Origin of the sequence: Fibrella rubiginis (genome assembly GCF_017353185.1) — a bacterium.
Taxonomy (GTDB): Bacteria; Bacteroidota; Bacteroidia; order Cytophagales; family Spirosomataceae; genus Fibrella; species Fibrella rubiginis.
The window spans coordinates 1-15,931 of record NZ_JAFMYV010000005.1 but is presented as its reverse complement, the minus strand read 5'-3'; the positions used below and the strand labels follow the sequence as shown (position 1 = coordinate 15,931).

The following is a 15,931-nucleotide window of genomic DNA, read 5'->3' as shown; positions in this document are numbered from 1 at the left end:
GGTCAATAACGGACTGAAGTCCGTGGTACGTTACCCCCGCACCGCCCGTACAATTACGTAGAACAACAGGCCTGTGGGGCCGAGCATGAAGCAGAAGAGCAGGCAGGGCACGAGCCAGCCGTGAGCAATGCCGCGCTGCTGTCCGTCGCGGAGAATCCAGCTACCGGCTACGAGGTCGAAGGCAAGGTAATGAATCCAGCCCGCCAACATCACGCGTTCGCCACCTTTTTCGAAAAGGGTCATTACTCCTTTTAACGTGGCGAAGCTCATGAAATCTAGTCCGCCGGAGCCGCTGCTGGTGAGCAGATAATACAGGTATAGGATGGCTAGCAACGCCGGAATAAACAGCAGTTTCGTTAGCCATTGTGTAACCTGCCAGCTTGGGGCAAACATCATGAGTAACCACTGTGGCAATACCAGCGCATTGGCTAAGGAGAAGGCCGCTTCGTTTGACATACGAAAGAGATAAGGTTGGACTACTACCCATAATTGCCTAAAGCAATGCTTTAGTTTAGAGGGGTCAACAAAAGTAATCCACAATAACTTAGGTTATCCACAGTCGTTTTGGCCAAAAGTGTGGATAACTAAAGTTTTTGTACCGTTAGCTCAGGAATTGAACAATCCTACGGTTTCATGACCGACTAAGCTTTAGGCTTCATAACCAAGCCCTGGCGAGTAGTGAATGGAGGCGCTCACTCTGTCGGCACTGACTTCGTTACCACACAGTCAGGCTAATTAGCTGACTGCGTAATGATGGCAGTCTGGTTAATACCAACCTGATTTACATTGGCCACGTTGCTAACAGTACCCATTCCTGATAACGGGCTACCAGTCTGCGTAACGGTCAGCACATTGCCTGTGCCGTTTTGCTGAGCGAAGGAACCATCAACGGCAGCCCCCGCACCGTTTTGCAGCACATTGCCAGTGCCAGTTTGCGTTACAGTACCTGTGTTGCCACTGCTTAACGTGCCACCCTGTTGGGTCAATATGGCCACGTTATATGACCCTTCCTGTCTGATTATCAGCTTATTGGTTGTCGAGTAGGTCTGATTACCCACGGCGAGGTTGTTTCCCCCGCTAACCAGCAGGTTCTGGCCAACCGTTGCCGTGCCGTTCCAGGTCTGCAACTGGGTAATGGTAGCTGAGTTTTGAGTGCTTGTGGTACCTGCCGTGCCTTGCCGTATGGTCGCTTCACCGTAGCCTGTTGCGTAGATGTTGGTCGAAAGTTGGTCGATACGGGCGCGGTGAGTGTCCCCATATTGCGCAATGGTCGCTTTGTTGCCATCGCTGAAGTAGGTGTCGGACCCGTATTGGTTGATCAGCGCATGGTTGTTGCTGCCCGCCTGCGTGATGGTGATGGCATTGTTTCTGGAACCATATACCTGGTTAGCCAGCGCCACCTGCCCACTGCCCGACTGGGTGACTGTAGCCGTTACCCCATACGCATCAGCCGCCTGCATAACGTCGGTTGTGTTGCCGAAGCCTGTCTGTGAAACAGTAGATGTGCTGCTCGACATGCCAAATGCGTTGGGACTTACCGCGAAAGGCCAGATGGCATCACCGGCAAAGCGTGCACTTTGGGTAATGGTAGCCACGTGATTACCAGCCCCTTCCTGCTGAATAGAAGCCACGTTGTTTCGCAGCACGTTCGTGCCACTGCCAATGAGCGTGTTAGTTTGGAGGATGGTTGCCTGGTTGTTGTTGCTCAACTGCGTTATGAATGCGTCGTTGGTCAGGTTATCGCTATGGCTTGTTCCCTGCTGATTGATAACGGCCCCGTTGCCCGACACATTAACCGCAGCGGTACCCTGCCGAATTTCGGCTCGGTTGTCGTTGCTGGAATTTTGGTTGATGCGCACGGGGCCGGTACTACCCATACCGTTGCCTGTGCCAAACTGCTCGGTAAACGCGTAGTTCTGAATGGTGTTGGTGCCATCCTGCGAAATGCTCACCTGGTTGCCCGCACCCGTCTGGTTACTGATGGCATAGTTACCCAGATTATCGCCCAGGCGGGCGGGGTCTGTGCCTCGTGCTCCCGTACCACCACTCCTGCTGCTCTGGCTGATCGTGGCCATGTTGCTACCGGGTGCATTGCCCATCTGCACGATCCTGGCTACGTTGCCTTCCGAGTTGTCATCCTGCCGGATAATAGCGTTGTGGTCCGTGCCATTTTGCGTTATAGTTGCCCCCAAACCAGTATTGAACGTGGGGGAGGAAGCCGTCTGGCTGATGATGGCCGTAAGCCCCGTACCTGTCTGACTGGCATTGGCTGTCATGGAGTTGCCAAGCTGCGTAAGTATCGTTGTGTTGCCCTGGCTCCAGCCGACCGTTGCCGTACTGATGAGAGACATGGTGAGTAGTAGTTTATAGCGCATAGCCAGAACTGGGTTAGGTACCGAACTGACTCTATAAACTGTTTACCCTGAAAAAGGCCGTTCAGGTATTTACTGGAAGGCGTTCTTTGACTAAATGGTCCTTTTCTACAAAAGATAGGCCCTGATTGGCGATGAGCAGGCCGAAGCGATGTAGCCTGCGATGCGTACGAACATATGGTTGAAAAAGGGGGTTGACTTACTGTCTCTTTCTGGACAAACTGCCTGCATGGATATTGACAACCTCCGCCGTGACACACCCACTACGGCGCAACTGATTCACCTCAACAACGCTGGTGCGGGTCTAATGCCCACGGTGGTGAGCGAAGCTATTCAACATTATATCGCCGAAGAAGCCCGGCACGGCGGCTACGAAACGGGTGCCCGCTATGCCGAACCGCTGGCCCGGTTCTATACAGAGGCCGCTACGCTGTTGCACACCCAGCCGCGCAATATTGCCTTTACCTACAACGCGACAGATGCCTACGCGCGGGCACTGTCGGCCATTCCGTTCCGGGCGGGCGACGTCATCCTGACCACCAACGACGACTATATCTCGAACCAGTTCGCGTTTTTGTCCTTGCAAAAACGGGTTGGCATTCGTGTGGTGCGGGCCAACGACCATCCTGAAGGCGGCGTTATTGTGGATCACTTGATTGAATTGGCCCGGCAACTGCGACCCGTATTGATTGCCATCACCCATGTACCGACCAACTCGGGGCGAATTCAGCCGGTGGAGGCGTTTGGGAACGTGGCGCGGGAAGTGGGAGCCTGGTATATTGTCGACGCCTGCCAGAGCATTGGCCAGATGCCAGTAGATGCCCCCGCCATCGGGGCCGATTTCCTAAGTGCTACGGGCCGTAAATTTCTGCGGGGGCCACGTGGTACGGGTCTGCTCTACATCAGCGACCGTGCCCTTGAGGCGGGTCTCGAACCCCTGTTTATCGACATGCGCGGTGCCGACTGGACTGCCGATGATGCCTACGAGCCACAAGCTACCGCCCGGCGTTTTGAGCAATGGGAAGTGGCCCCGGCGCTGCAACTGGGCCTGACCGAAGCACTCCGCTATGCCAATGCGCTTGACCTGACCGCCGTTGCCGAACGCAACGCCATGCTCCGAAACCGACTGCAAACGGGTTTGAGCAGTATACCCGGTCTGCGCTTGCTGGACCAGGGTAATCACCTGGCCAGTTTGCTTTTGTTCACACGTCCGGGTCAGCAGCCAGACAAGATGCAAACGGCCTTGAAACAGTACCAGATCAACTTTTCGATGAGTTTCACCAACTATGCCCTCATTGACTGGGAGCGCAAAGGTGTGGCCTGGGCCTTGCGCCTGTCGCCCCATTACTACAACACCGAAGGCGAGATAGACACGGCCATTGAGGTAATCAGAGAAGCCGTCTGAACATAGCCGCCTGAACATAGTAAACCAGATACGCACAAGATGAAAGCCAACGACTTACCCCAATTGACCGCTGCCGATACGGATCGAATTATTGAAATGGCCTGGGAAGACCGCACGCCGTTTGAAGCCATAGAAACCCAATTCGGCCTGGCCGAGCAACAGGTAATTACCCTTATGCGCCTGAACATGAAGCCCTCGTCGTTCCGGATGTGGCGGGAGCGGGTACAGGGGCGCAAAACGAAACACGCGGCCAAATCACCTATCCTGGCCGAAGGCGATGAACCCCGCTTTCGCTCGAAAAGTCAGCGGACGATAACGGGCAATAAGCTGTCGAAGCGATAATTCGTAGAAAAATTTGGCTATTTCTACTCCCAATATTATGCGGCTAAACAGGCTTATACCAGATTATTATTTTACAATAACCCATTAAAACAACGTTTTTTAAGAACAAATACGCCGCCAGTCTGTAAATTTGCCGTGTCGTACTGAGCAACACCACAGACAACCCCCTATGCGGAATGAAACTAGACCAGATTGACCGTAAAGTTTTAGATATACTCCAATCCAACGCCAAGATCACCAACGCTCAATTGTCGAAAGAAATTGGACTTTCGCCCGCCCCTACCCTCGAACGGGTAAAAAAACTAGAGACGTCGGGTATTATTCAGAGCTACCACGCTCAGCTTGACCGTGAGAAAGTAGGCCTCGGCGTAACCACCTTTGTCATGGTTAACCTGGTAGGCCATAAAAAAATGGTGACCGACCTGTTCGTAGCCCGCGTGGAAGAAATTCCCGAAATTATTGAGTGCCACCACATCACCGGCTCCGGCGATTTTCTGCTGAAAGTGATCTCGCACGACATTGCAGCCTACCAGAAACTGATGCTCGAAACGATCAACGAGATCGAAGAAGTAGCCAGCACCCAGACCATGGTGATTCTGTCTACGTTCAAGGAAAGCAAAGTGATGCCGATACCTTGAAGGGAATGTACAGTGCATAATGTACAATGAACAATGGGCTGACGCACGAATGCGCTTGCGTCAGCCCATTGTTCATTGTACATTATGCACTGTACATTAATCTTTTCGCTTCCTCCGCTCTTCCCGTCGGCTTGCTTTGCCTTCTTTCACGGCTTTCTTAGCCTCCTGGTACTGGGCCGATTTATGTTCGGCGTTGTCCATTACTTCGGTGTAGTAGGCACGGGCCTGATCGTAGTTTTTCTCGGCATCGGCAATGCGGCCAAGCCCCAGCAGCGACGACCAGTAATAGCCCGCATTCTTGGCGTTGGTCTGCAACGCAAAATCCACCGACTGCTGGTAGTACTTCTTCGCCTCGGCGTTGTTGTGATAGAAGTTCTGGTTGATATAGGCCAGAATGTAAGCCGCCGTACGACCGCTCACGCCTTCGTAGCCATCTTTCCCCGCGGCAATCTTCGTCAGTATATCTTTCGACAGCGTTTCGGCCTCCGTTAGCCGCCCCCGCACAAACGCCGACCGGGCATAATAACGCTCGAAAAACGGGTTGTCGGGATACTGCTCGGTCATGAACTTGGCCATGTCATAGGCCTTGTCATACTGGTTTTCCATACTGTAAATCTGCAGCAGGAAATACCGGGCCTCCACCCGCGTGTAGAACGCGTTGTTAGCCGTTTTCTCCAGCTGCTTGATCCCTGATACTTTGTCGCCTTTTGGGAAAAACATCAGAATGGGCTTCAGCAAGGGGTAGTTTTCGGGAATCCACTTGGCGTAATAGTTATACAGTCCGTCGCCAAACATCAGCTCGGGGTTCAGGTCGCCGTTGCCTTTGCACTTCTCGAAATATTTAAGCGCGTTTTTTCCGGCAAAGGTGGCCTTTGTCCACTTCTTCCGTTCCGAATAAATCCGCGCTTTGTATGAATAAGCGCCCGCCAGGAAAAAAGCCGGTTCCAGCTTATTTTCACTCGTGTCATACAGTTTCTCAGCCAGCGTGATCGTGGTGTCCATCAGGGCCAGACAACGGTCGTCGTAGTCTGGATTGTCGGTGTTGGGCACCATTTTCCACCACTCGGCCATCCCCATCAGGAAGTAGGGCATCGGGTGGCTGGGGTACCGTAGCCGCAACCAGCGAAACTCCTTGTCGGCCAGCGCGAACTTGTAATTGTACATGTAATTGATCGCCTCCGCCGACTCGATCTGCACGCCGGGGTGTTTCAGCAGGCCATCATACTTCTTGTCGAAATCTGCCGATGAATAAAGCTGCGCCTGCACCGGCAGGGCCATCAGCAGGGTACAGGTACACAAAACGGCTAATAACAACGATTTCATCTGAACAATGGATAGTGAGTAAGTCTTCATAGTAACGTTGCGGCCAGGGTATCCGTTTGTTTAGCCCGTAAAAATCAGAAAGGCCCTACCTTTGATCCTATGCTGACTGTACTCGACAAAACGTTTGTGCCCTTCATTGACCATGAGACGCTCCAAAACCGAATCGCCGAACTGGCCCACCAGATTAACCGCGATTATGCCGGTCGCCGCCCGCTCATTGTGGGTGTGCTGAACGGAGCCGTTCTCTTCACCGCCGACCTGCTCAAAAACCTCACCATCGACTGCGAAATCACCTTCATCCGGGTGGCTTCGTATGAACAAACGGCCTCTACGGGTCAGGTGAAGCAGATTCTGGGCCTGACCGAAGCGGTGGAAGGTCGTGACCTGATTGTGGTGGAAGACATCGTAGACACGGGCCTGACCATCGTAGAAGTATACCGCCTTCTGATGGCCCAAAAACCGGCCTCGGTCGCCATTGCCACGCTACTATTCAAGCCCGCCGCCCTCCAGACACCCATGCACCTGGAGTACATCGGTTTTTCCATCGAAAACAAATTCGTAGTCGGCTATGGCCTGGATTACAACGGATTAGGCCGGAACACGAAAGATATTTATGTGCTGAAAGAGTCGTGATGCCCCAATCTGCCCGCTATTATCCCCTCCTGCTTTTACTGCTCGGCGCGGTATTTTATCTGCCGTTTCTGGGTCGCGTACACCTGTTTGACTGGGACGAAATCAACTTTGCCGAGTCGGCGCGGGAGATGCTGGTGACGGGGAATTATGCCCGTGTGCAGATTAATTTCGAGCCTTTTTGGGAGAAGCCACCTTTGTTTTTCTGGCTTCAGGTCACGGCCATGCGGGTGCTGGGCGTAGGTGAATACGCCGCCCGACTGCCCAACGCGCTCATAGGCATTGCCACGCTGCTGACATTCTTTTTCGTGGGAAAACGCCTCCACGGCCCTCAGTTCGGCCTCTTGTGGGCCATTGGGTATCTGGGTGCACTCACGCCGCACCTGTATTTTAAGACCGGCATCATCGACCCCACCTTCAACCTGTTCATTTTCCTCGGCGTCTGCTACGTCTACGAGGCCGTACTGCGCTATGGGCAGGCTGGCGCGGCCCGCTACGCCGCGTTGTCGGGCTTATTTGTGGGATTGGCCGTGCTCACCAAAGGCCCGGTGGGCGCCCTGCTGGCGGGGCTTACGTTTGTGGTAGTCTGGGTTTTGGCACGACTGGTGCGGCGGTTCCGGCCCTTGCTCACGCTGGGCCATGCGCTCCTGGCTATTGTGGTAGTGCTGGCCGTGGCCTCGGCCTGGTTTGGGTTGGAAGTAATCCAAAATGGACCCTGGTTTTTAAAGGAATTCATCACCTACCAGATCCGCCTGTTCAGCACCCCCGACGCGGGCCACGGGCAGCCGTTCTACTACCATTTCGTGGTGGTACTGCTGGGTTGTTTTCCCTTATCCATTTTCGCCATCCGCTACCTCTACACCCAACCCGACCCGCGCGATTTCCGACTCTGGATGGTGGCCCTGTTTTGGGTGGTTATGATCCTGTTTTCTATCGTGAAAACCAAGATTGTGCACTACTCCAGCATGGCGTGGTTCCCGGTATCATACCTGGCTGCGCGACATTTGCATGACCTGCTTACGGGCCGGGCGCAGTGGAGCCGATGGCTTACGGCAGGGCTGATTTTCGTGGGTGGCTTGCTGGGAGTCCTGCTGACGGCCCTGCCCGTGGTGGGGCAATACAAAATGGCCCTGATTCCCTACATTAACGACCGGTTTGCAGTGGCCAATCTCCAGGCTCCGGTGCAGTGGGGCGGTTGGGAGTGGATCATCGGCGCGGTTTATCTGATGGTGCTGCTCACGGCCATTGCCCGGCTGGCCCGCCATGTTCGGCAGAAAAACCAATGGAACGAAACAGAGCTTCCCGGCCCAGTTTGGGCACTTTTTGGATCAACGGCGGTTTGTCTGTGGCTGTATCTGAGTCTGATCGTGCCCAACATTGAAGAATACGTGCAGGGGGCGGCAGTACGCTTTTATGAGACAAAACAGGGTCAGCACGTCTACGCCGAACCTATTGGCTACAAAAGCTACGCCCAGCTTTTCTACCTCCGCAAACAGCCCCCTGTAGACCCACGTACCCGTCAGCCTGGCTTCCTGATGAACGGCCCCGTCGACCGGCCCACGTTTTTTATCACCAAAATCACTGAGGCCGACCAATACCGCACCAACCCCAACCTGGTGCTGGACCGTGAAGAAAACGGCTATGTGATGTTCCGGCGGAGGTAGGCTACTTACAACGCTTTCACCCAAAACTGCATGGGCTTGGCTGTATCAACCGTTTCGCCAATGTCGGGCCAGGAGAAGGTAGTCTGCAAAGCGGGATTGGGCTGGTAGCCGCGTTGCTGCCAGAACGCATCGAGCGGACGGTAATGGGCGGGGCGCATGGGGTGGTTGGCGGGGCGTTGAACAGCGCAGAAACACGCAAGCCGGTAGGTGCCAAATGACCGGGCATGGGCTTCGCGCACATCGAAAAAGCGGTGGCCAATGCCCATGCCCCGATAAGCGGGCAGCAACAAACTTTCGCCGAAATAGAAGACAGCATCCAGGTTGTAGCCCGCCCGCCGAAAGGGGGCCTGCACCTCGTCGGTTTCATCGCAAAGGGGTAGGCAAGTGGTTCCACCAACCATAGTTTCACCATCAAAAACAGCCAACAGCAGCGCCTTTGATGCCTTTGCGTAGGTTTCCAGATACGTTTTCTCGTAAGCTATTGAACCTTCGTACAGGTACGGAAAGTCGCGAAAAACGGCAATGCGCAAATGGGCCAGCGGTTCAAAAACGGTGGCAATATCAGGGCCGAGGTACGTTTTGAAGGAGAGGTTACCCACTGACTGTTAAGATGTTACTAAACCTATAAGGTTTTGGAAACCTTATAGGTTTACTGCTTCACCAACGACTCCCATAACGGCAGGTTATAGTAGGTCGTCACCCGCGTGATTTGGCCGTTGGTGATGTCGAGAAACGATCCAGCCGGCAGCACGTAGGTCTGACCGTGGGCGGCGGGCAGGTCGCCATCGGTTTTTTTATAGATCCCGTTCACCACAAACTCACAGGCCACCCGCTCAGGCGAGTTCCGGGTGCCTGTGGGTTCAGTCAGGATTACCAAATCGGTCAGGGTTTCGTCGTAGCAGTCGTCCATATGCTGAAGAAACTGCGTGAAGTGATCCTTCCCAACGTGTGTGGCTCCCTGATTGCTGTCATGGCGCACGTCGTCGCTCAGCAGCGACAGCATGGTGGCCCAGTCTTTCTGGTTGAAGGCGTTGTAATACGTTAAGGCAATGTCGTATGGGGTCATGCTTATTTTGCGTCTACATCATAAATTTTCACCTGACTCCAGAGGTGCTTGCATTCGGCCACAAACTCCAGGTGTACGGGGTGGTCCTGGTACACATCGTGGGCGGCTTTGTCAGCAAAAGCCAACACCAGGCTCAGGTCGTAACTGTGGTCGATAACAGGGCGGCGCGTTTCGGCGGGAGTACCGATATAGGCTGTCTGGATAGCCGAAATGCCGCGCAATGATTCCAGACCGGCTTGCAACGCAGCCCGGTCATCGGTCGACTCAGGGTTGCTTAGCCAGAAATAGACAGAGTGGAGGAACATAGAGTGAGGATTCAGATGCTAAAGATTCTTTTCTAACTGCTTCACCAGGGCACTGAAGTCCTTGGGATAAGGGGCTTCGGTGGTCATTTCGTCACCGTTGAGTTTGGCAAAGGTGAGTGAATGAGCATGCAGGGCCACGCGCTGAATGAGCGGCTGTTCTTCGGTGTCGCTTTTCAGGTTGAAATCGCGCTTAATCTGCGACAGGTAAACGGGCTTGCCACCGTAGGTTGGGTCAGAGACAATGGGGGCTTTCAGGCACTGCAAATGCACCCGAATCTGGTGCATCCGGCCCGTAATGGGCTTACATTCCACAAGCGTGTTGATGCGGTAGGCGCGCAGGGTGTCGAAAATAGTTTCAGCCACTTTACCCTTCTCCCGGTCAATTTTCACCGACGTGCCGTCGCGCACAGGCGCAATGGGCAGGTAGACCGAGATGCCTTCGAAATTATGTACCCCATTAGTAATGGCGTGGTAACGTTTAACCACTTCGCGGTGCTCAAACTGCATGGCCAGATGCCGATAGGCCTCCGGGTGTTTGGCAATGGCCAGAATTCCCGACGTTTCTTTGTCCAGCCGGTGGGCCAGTTGGGCATCATCGCTGTAGGCCTTAGCCATCCGCAGGATGCTTACCCCCGATTTGTCGGGCGTGCGCTCATCGAGCGAGGCCACATAAGGGGGCTTATTGATGAGTATATAGTCATCGTCCTCATAAACGATGAGGTCGGCAAAATTCAGTTTCATACCGCAAAGGTAAGGCTAAACGTGGGCAGTAGGCCGTTGCGGTAAGCTGTATGTAATAGACAACGAGGGTAATCAACTACCCCTACAACCCAGCTATCCCCTATTCTTTGTCTAGCTTGAAACGAAATTCGGTGCCTTTGTCGAGGCGGCTCAGTACGGTAATTTTTGACTTGTGAGCGTTCAGGATGTGCTTCACAATGGCAAGGCCGAGGCCCGTGCCCCCCTGCTCTTTAGACCGGCTCTTTTCGACCCGATAAAACCGCTCGAAAATGCGGCTGAGGTGTTCGGGTGGGATACCGGGGCCGTCGTCTTTCACGGTTACCAACAGGTGTTTTTTGCCCTCATCTTCCAGCGTTACCACCACCTTGCCGCCGTCATTACCGTACTTCACGGCGTTCTGAATCAGGTTGGTCATTACCTGCGTAATACGCTGCTTGTCAGCACGTACCCATACCGGTCCAGTCAACGGTGTTTTCAGCCGGAACGTGGTTTTGCGGGCCTGCGCCACGCTTTCCAGTTGCTCGAAAATCTCGTCGGTAATATGCCGGATGTCTACCCGGTCGAAGTGCATGCGTAACTCGCCGGTTTCCAGCTGCGAGAGTGCCACCAGGTCCTGCACAAGTGCGTCGAGGCCGTCGAGACTACGGGCGGCTTTGGCCAGAAACTTATCGCGGACGTACTCGTCATCTACAGCTCCGTCGATAAGGGTGTGGATAAACCCCTGCGCCGCGAAAATGGGTGTTTTCAGTTCGTGCGATACGTCGGCGAGAAACTCACGGCGGAACTGCTCCATTTTTTTTAGCTCGTCGATCTCCTTCTGCTTCCGGGCTACGTAGACGAAAATTTCGTCGTTCAGCTTTTTGAAGGGATTACCCGTCTTTAAAATCGACTTTCGGGAGATAGAAAAGTCGCGGACTTTCAGCTTCCGGATGGCCTCGTAGAGCTTCGTGATTTCCCGATACACCAGAATGTCGATGGTGTAGAGGACCAGGAAGAACGACAGCAAAAATGAGGACACTCCCACCACAAAGAGCATGCTGCCCGTAGTGCCCGGCACAAACGCCAGAAACACCATGGTAAGGCCAGCAATAAGCGAAGCCAGCAACAGCGCAATGAACCGGGGGGAGAGGGACATTTTTTTGAATGAGTGAATGAGCGAATGAGTGATTGAGTGAATAGTTTGGAGCGCTTCGCGCATATAAAGTACCTGCGCGAAGCGCTCCAAACTATTCACTCAATCACTCACCGATACGTCGGACCGTCGCTCATTCACTCATTAAATACGCTAATTAACCTCAAACATATACCCAACGCCTTTAAGCGTACGAATATAGCCTTCGCCGATCTTTTCGCGGAGCTTGCGGATATGCACGTCGACAGTGCGTTCGAGGACATAAATATCGGCACCCCATATCTTCTGAAGCAACTCGTCGCGGCTAAACACCTTATTGGGCGTTTGGGCTAGATGGAAGAGGAGTTCGAACTCTTTTTTAGGCAAAATTATGGTCTGATCGCCCTGGTTGACCGAATAATTCTGGCGGCTGATACTGAGGTCGGCAATCTGAATCACGTCGCCGGTATCAGCTTTCTGGGCTTCGCGGCGAAACAGGGCGTTGATGCGGCTCATCAGTGCCCTGGGTTTAATGGGCTTGGTGATGTAATCGTCGGCACCCACTTCGAAAGCAGCCACTTCAGAGTATTCTTCTGAGCGCGCCGTGAGGTAGAGAATGTACGTCTGCCGGAGTTCGGGCATGGCCCGGAGTTGCCGCCCGGCTTCGATGCCATCCACATGCGGCATCATAATGTCGAGCAGAACCAGCTCGGGCAGAAAAACGCGGCCTATTTCCAGTGCTTTCCGGCCATCGGGGGCTGTTCTGACATCGTATCCTTCTTTCTGAAGATTGTATTCGAGCAGTTCGAGGATGTCGGGATCGTCATCGACCACCAATACACGGTGGGCTTGTGGTGAGGCTTTTGCCGTACTCATGGGGCTTATCGACAGATGTCTTGAACGCTAAAGGTAGACGGCGTTGCGGGCAAGTTAGCCCGACTGTTTCATTCTTAACACAAAGATAACGAACAGTATGTGGTCGTTTTGGCACCATTACGGCTGGCGAAATGGAGACTTATTTCTTTCTTTTTAGCCTGTAAATCCGGCCATACTCGTTGGTCATCAGCAGGTCTGTGTCGTTGATGTAGACAAGGGCTTCGGTCTGGGCGCGAGGCACCCGCAGGCAACCCGTGGGTCGTCGTAGCCGGATAGGACCAGAGCCGCTAAGATCGAAAAACAGGATTTTGCCGTAGGTCAACACCGCCAGCGTTTGGCCATTAGGACTGATGGCTGCCCCCGTCACCATCGACTTTATGTAGACCGAATCCAGGGGTGCTATCACCTGCTTGCCGGGTTGGGCGGGCATGCCATACAGCCGCACTAGGTGTCCCGACCGGTTTTTCGACAGCAGAAACAGGCTGTCCCGCGCGTAAAAAACGGCCTCGCAATCGAAATTACGTTGTTGTGGCGGAAAAGCTGTCTGGTCGGAGAAGGAGAAGGTGGTAGCCGCAGACGGTGGCAGTGAGTACACCCCCAGATCCCGGCGTGTGTTGGCGTTGTTACCCACGTCGGCGATGAAAAGGCGGGTGCTGTCTTGCTGGGCCAGGTCTTCCCAGTCTACGTTTCGTGCGCCGGGTATTGGCAGCGAGTCGATCAGCGTACCGGTAAGGCTAATGCCGTATAGTGTGGGCCGTCCGCCGCCGTCATTGATAGTCCAGAATGTGGCCGGACTGCCTGGCAAACCGTTGCGGCGAGCAAGACCAGAACTTTCATTAACGACCGGCGGCAACATACCTACCTGCTGCACACGGTATTGCGACCGCACCCGCGCCACACCCAGCCGATGAACTTCAGGCGCACACGAACAAAATCCGACCTTTATGCCAATTAAAACGTTGATGATCCAGGGAAACATACTTAAAAATAGTCTGGAAAGTCGTAGGGTTAAGTCCTGTAGGTCGGGAAAGTCTTTTTAAATGCATTCCGGACTTACAGGACTTGACCCTACGACTTTCCTGACTTACCGCTTTTATGATTAATCGCGCTACCGAAGTCCAACAGCCGCTGTATATGCGGTTTGCGGCCGTTTTAATTTCTATTGTCATTATCGTCTATGGCCTCTATGAGCTACAGTCGCTCCTGATTCCGTTGGTATTTGCCATTCTGTTTTCGGTGTTGCTTTTCCCACTCTGCCGTCGGCTGGAGATGTGGCGCTTTCCCCGAATACTAGCTATTCTGGTCTGCCTTGTGCTGGCACTTGCAGTCATCGTGGGCGTATTATATGCCTTCACTACCCAGATCAGCAGCTTTGCCGAGGTGTTGCCGCAGGTGATCAAGAAAGGCAATGACCTATTGTCTAAACTCCAGACCTACGCCGACGACCATTTCAATATAGACCGTAAACGGCAGGTCACCGAGGCTAAAAAGTATGTCAGCACCATCTTGGAATCGGGCGGCACGGTGCTGACAACCACCTTGTTAGCCACAACCAGTACCCTGACCGATGTGCTGCTGGTATTGCTGTTTATCTTTTTCTTTCTGCTCTATCGCGACTTTTTCCGGTCATTTTTCTACAAGGTTTTTGGTCAGCAACACCGCACCAAAGTAGACGGCGTGATGCAACGGATCTACTCCGTGGTGAAAGATTATCTGGTAGGGCTGGTGCTGGTTATTTTGGTGATTGGTACGCTCATGACCGTCGGCCTGATGATTCTGGGCGTAGACTATGCTGTGTTTTTCGGGTTCTTTGGCGCCTGTCTGGTGCTGATTCCTTACTTCGGCATCTCGCTGGGGTCATTGCTGCCCGCCGCCTATACGCTCGTAACACAGGATAATCCGCTGAAAGCGTTGGGTGTAATCGGGGTGTTTTTGTTTGTACAAGCGCTGGAAGGCAACTTTATCACGCCCTACATCGTGGGGTCGAAGGTGAGTATCAATCCCTTGGCCGCCATTGTGTCGCTGCTGTTGTGGGATAGCCTTTGGGGCCTGCCCGGCCTTATTCTGGCCCTGCCACTGACAGCCATTATCAAAGTCATTTTTGATTCGGTAAGCGCGCTGAAACCCTATGGTTTCTTATTGGGTGAAGCCGAAAAACCGCGCCCGCCCATTAAAAACCTGCAACAACTGGCTGATCAGCTGCCCAGACGAGTGAGTAAAATAGGCAAGGAAGAAGAGAAAGTGGGCCGGGGCGAAGACGATGCCAAGCTGATTCGATAAACACCCCCCTGCTCAGAATCGTTATGGATGAGCAGTTTCCTAATCCTCAGTTAAATAATTCCTATTCGTTGTTGCATTATACTTAGTTAATGTACCACACCGTCTTGGAAGGTTTTAACTTTCGCCCCTAATTTCAGTTGTTGTCTTCGACGCCAAGTTAACCGGCACATGTTTATTCACGCAGTTAGCCACTATTTGCCTGAGCAAGTAGTTGGCAATGATCATTTTACCCAACTCAACGGACTTTCCGACGAATGGATCACCACCCGGACCGGAATTAGTGAGCGCCGAAAGGCCGCCCCGGACGAGAATACCAGCACCATGTCTGTAGCCGTGGTGAACCGTTTGATGGCCAAAGCCGACTTATCGACGGTCGACTTAATTGTTGGAGCCACTTATACACCCCACGATACCATTGTTACCCTGGCTCACGTGGTGCAGCATCACCTGGCCATTGCCGATATTCCCACCGTATCGGTGTCGTCGGCCTGCTCGTCGCTGCTCAACGCTATTGAGATCGTAGAAGGCTATTTTGCCCTAAACAAAGCCTCTCGGGCACTGGTGGTCGTTACCGAACACAACACGGCCTACTACAATGAAGATGACACCGTATCGGGTCACCTCTGGGGCGACGGGGCGGCGGCTCTTTTGATCACGAAAGAACGCCAGTCAGACAACGACATGACCATTACGGGTCTGCTTACGGGCGGAGCCGCCCATGCGGGCAAGGCTGTCGAAGCGGTGGTATTGCAGCCGCTTGTGCGGGGCGTGATCATGCCCTATGGCCGCGACGTGTTTCAGAATGCCTGTATCTACATGCCCAAAGCCAGCCTCCAGATTCTGGAACGGCATAATCTCACCGTGGCTGACGTTGATTATGTGCTGCCGCACCAGGCCAACCTGCGCATTAGCCGCAACGTGATGCAAACGCTGGGCCTTCCGGAAGAAAAGCTGATTTCCAACATTCAGTACCTGGGCAATACGGGTTGTGCCGGCTGCGCCATTGCCCTCTCCGAACGCTGGGATTCGTTCCAGAAAGGCCAACGCATTGTGGTCACGGTCTTTGGCGGGGGGTACTCCTATGGTGCTATGCTGCTGGAGGTGTAAGGAATTAATAAGGATCATAGGTGCCATTGGGGATCATAGGAATCATAGGGCTAGGCCCCATGCAATGGATT

At 53.5% G+C, this 15,931-nt stretch carries 17 protein-coding genes; 7 read left to right on the top strand and 10 right to left on the bottom strand.

The annotated features are described in order from the left end of the window. Positions 1 to 30 precede the first annotated feature (30 nt). Both J2I47_RS11160 and J2I47_RS11155 read right to left on the bottom strand, forming a co-directional pair. A complete protein-coding gene (locus tag J2I47_RS11160) occupies positions 31 to 456 on the bottom strand; it encodes an ABA4-like family protein (RefSeq protein WP_207364666.1) in 426 nt (141 codons plus the stop codon). Positions 457 to 731: 275 nt separating this feature from the next. Then, positions 732 to 2,351, bottom strand: coding sequence for a beta strand repeat-containing protein (locus J2I47_RS11155; RefSeq protein ID WP_207364665.1), 1,620 nt, complete (start codon positions 2,349 to 2,351; stop codon positions 732 to 734). Positions 2,352 to 2,601: 250 nt separating this feature from the next. Between J2I47_RS11155 and J2I47_RS11150 the strand changes: the two genes are divergently transcribed. The 3 genes from J2I47_RS11150 (at position 2,602) to J2I47_RS11140 (ending at position 4,757) form a co-directional block, all read left to right on the top strand. Beyond that, on the top strand, positions 2,602 to 3,777 hold the full coding sequence (locus J2I47_RS11150) for an aminotransferase class V-fold PLP-dependent enzyme (protein ID WP_207364664.1): 1,176 nt from the start codon (positions 2,602 to 2,604) through the stop codon (positions 3,775 to 3,777). 39 nt (positions 3,778 to 3,816) lie between these two features. Continuing rightward, a complete protein-coding gene (locus J2I47_RS11145) occupies positions 3,817 to 4,119 on the top strand; it encodes a TIGR03643 family protein (protein ID WP_207364663.1) in 303 nt (100 codons plus the stop codon). Positions 4,120 to 4,295: 176 nt separating this feature from the next. Then, complete coding sequence (locus J2I47_RS11140) at positions 4,296 to 4,757, top strand: Lrp/AsnC family transcriptional regulator (RefSeq protein ID WP_207335104.1); 462 nt, start codon at positions 4,296 to 4,298, stop codon at positions 4,755 to 4,757. A 96-nt stretch (positions 4,758 to 4,853) separates the two neighbouring features. Here the strand turns inward: J2I47_RS11140 and J2I47_RS11135 are convergent, their stop codons facing one another. Further along, complete coding sequence (locus J2I47_RS11135; protein WP_207364936.1) at positions 4,854 to 6,080, bottom strand: tetratricopeptide repeat protein; 1,227 nt, start codon at positions 6,078 to 6,080, stop codon at positions 4,854 to 4,856. A gap of 99 nt (positions 6,081 to 6,179) precedes the next feature. Here J2I47_RS11135 and hpt point away from each other — a divergent pair, with 99 nt between their 5' ends. Beyond that, on the top strand, positions 6,180 to 6,713 hold the full coding sequence (gene hpt / locus J2I47_RS11130) for a hypoxanthine phosphoribosyltransferase (protein ID WP_207364662.1): 534 nt from the start codon (positions 6,180 to 6,182) through the stop codon (positions 6,711 to 6,713). Next, a complete protein-coding gene (locus J2I47_RS11125) occupies positions 6,713 to 8,374 on the top strand; it encodes an ArnT family glycosyltransferase (protein ID WP_207364661.1) in 1,662 nt (553 codons plus the stop codon). The genes hpt and J2I47_RS11125 overlap by 1 nt, the downstream gene beginning before the upstream one ends. A 5-nt stretch (positions 8,375 to 8,379) precedes the next feature. Here the strand turns inward: J2I47_RS11125 and J2I47_RS11120 are convergent, their stop codons facing one another. From J2I47_RS11120 to J2I47_RS11090, 7 genes are all read right to left on the bottom strand, one after another. After that, entirely contained in the window at positions 8,380 to 8,973 is a 594-nt protein-coding gene (locus J2I47_RS11120; RefSeq protein ID WP_207364660.1) for a GNAT family N-acetyltransferase, read from the bottom strand. A gap of 50 nt (positions 8,974 to 9,023) precedes the next feature. After that, a complete protein-coding gene (locus tag J2I47_RS11115; RefSeq protein ID WP_207364659.1) occupies positions 9,024 to 9,440 on the bottom strand; it encodes a ketosteroid isomerase-related protein in 417 nt (138 codons plus the stop codon). A gap of 2 nt (positions 9,441 to 9,442) precedes the next feature. After that, the gene (locus tag J2I47_RS11110) at positions 9,443 to 9,745 is read right to left on the bottom strand and encodes a Dabb family protein (RefSeq protein WP_207364658.1); all 303 of its coding nucleotides are present in this window, start codon (positions 9,743 to 9,745) and stop codon (positions 9,443 to 9,445) included. Between the two features lie 18 nt (positions 9,746 to 9,763). Beyond that, positions 9,764 to 10,486: an RluA family pseudouridine synthase gene (locus tag J2I47_RS11105; protein WP_207364657.1), complete on the bottom strand. Its 723-nt coding sequence runs from the start codon at positions 10,484 to 10,486 to the stop codon at positions 9,764 to 9,766. A gap of 100 nt (positions 10,487 to 10,586) precedes the next feature. Continuing rightward, positions 10,587 to 11,621 (bottom strand): sensor histidine kinase, encoded by a 1,035-nt coding sequence (locus tag J2I47_RS11100; protein WP_207364656.1) that lies wholly within the window; start codon positions 11,619 to 11,621, stop codon positions 10,587 to 10,589. A 150-nt stretch (positions 11,622 to 11,771) separates the two neighbouring features. Further along, positions 11,772 to 12,473, bottom strand: a complete 702-nt coding sequence (locus J2I47_RS11095) for a response regulator transcription factor (RefSeq protein ID WP_207364655.1) — start codon at positions 12,471 to 12,473, stop codon at positions 11,772 to 11,774. A gap of 139 nt (positions 12,474 to 12,612) precedes the next feature. Continuing rightward, positions 12,613 to 13,452 carry a hypothetical protein gene (locus tag J2I47_RS11090; protein ID WP_207364654.1) on the bottom strand — a complete coding sequence of 280 codons (840 nt, stop codon included), beginning with the start codon at positions 13,450 to 13,452 and terminating at the stop codon, positions 12,613 to 12,615. A gap of 116 nt (positions 13,453 to 13,568) precedes the next feature. On the opposite strand from J2I47_RS11090, the gene J2I47_RS11085 reads away from it, so the two are divergent. Together J2I47_RS11085 and J2I47_RS11080 are read left to right on the top strand one after the other, a co-directional pair. Then, entirely contained in the window at positions 13,569 to 14,753 is a 1,185-nt protein-coding gene (locus tag J2I47_RS11085) for an AI-2E family transporter (protein WP_207364653.1), read from the top strand. Between the two features lie 168 nt (positions 14,754 to 14,921). Continuing rightward, on the top strand, positions 14,922 to 15,860 hold the full coding sequence (locus J2I47_RS11080; RefSeq protein WP_207364652.1) for a 3-oxoacyl-ACP synthase III family protein: 939 nt from the start codon (positions 14,922 to 14,924) through the stop codon (positions 15,858 to 15,860). Positions 15,861 to 15,931: the final 71 nt, after the last annotated feature.

Bases quoted from the DNA above. Each gene is read 5' to 3' on its own strand.
- J2I47_RS11105 (WP_207364657.1), bottom strand. From the start codon at position 10,486: ATGAAACTGAATTTTGCCGACCTCATCGTTTATGAGGACGATGACTAT.
- J2I47_RS11080 (WP_207364652.1), top strand. From the start codon at position 14,922: ATGTTTATTCACGCAGTTAGCCACTATTTGCCTGAGCAAGTAGTTGGC.
- J2I47_RS11160 (WP_207364666.1), bottom strand. From the start codon at position 456: ATGTCAAACGAAGCGGCCTTCTCCTTAGCCAATGCGCTGGTATTGCCA.
- J2I47_RS11090 (WP_207364654.1), bottom strand. From the start codon at position 13,452: ATGTTTCCCTGGATCATCAACGTTTTAATTGGCATAAAGGTCGGATTT.
- J2I47_RS11115 (WP_207364659.1), bottom strand. From the start codon at position 9,440: ATGACCCCATACGACATTGCCTTAACGTATTACAACGCCTTCAACCAG.
- J2I47_RS11135 (WP_207364936.1), bottom strand. From the start codon at position 6,080: ATGAAATCGTTGTTATTAGCCGTTTTGTGTACCTGTACCCTGCTGATG.
- J2I47_RS11145 (WP_207364663.1), top strand. From the start codon at position 3,817: ATGAAAGCCAACGACTTACCCCAATTGACCGCTGCCGATACGGATCGA.
- J2I47_RS11095 (WP_207364655.1), bottom strand. From the start codon at position 12,473: ATGAGTACGGCAAAAGCCTCACCACAAGCCCACCGTGTATTGGTGGTC.
- J2I47_RS11085 (WP_207364653.1), top strand. From the start codon at position 13,569: ATGATTAATCGCGCTACCGAAGTCCAACAGCCGCTGTATATGCGGTTT.
- J2I47_RS11125 (WP_207364661.1), top strand. From the start codon at position 6,713: ATGCCCCAATCTGCCCGCTATTATCCCCTCCTGCTTTTACTGCTCGGC.
- hpt (WP_207364662.1), top strand. From the start codon at position 6,180: ATGCTGACTGTACTCGACAAAACGTTTGTGCCCTTCATTGACCATGAG.
- J2I47_RS11100 (WP_207364656.1), bottom strand. From the start codon at position 11,621: ATGTCCCTCTCCCCCCGGTTCATTGCGCTGTTGCTGGCTTCGCTTATT.
- J2I47_RS11140 (WP_207335104.1), top strand. From the start codon at position 4,296: ATGAAACTAGACCAGATTGACCGTAAAGTTTTAGATATACTCCAATCC.
- J2I47_RS11110 (WP_207364658.1), bottom strand. From the start codon at position 9,745: ATGTTCCTCCACTCTGTCTATTTCTGGCTAAGCAACCCTGAGTCGACC.
- J2I47_RS11150 (WP_207364664.1), top strand. From the start codon at position 2,602: ATGGATATTGACAACCTCCGCCGTGACACACCCACTACGGCGCAACTG.
- J2I47_RS11155 (WP_207364665.1), bottom strand. From the start codon at position 2,351: ATGTCTCTCATCAGTACGGCAACGGTCGGCTGGAGCCAGGGCAACACA.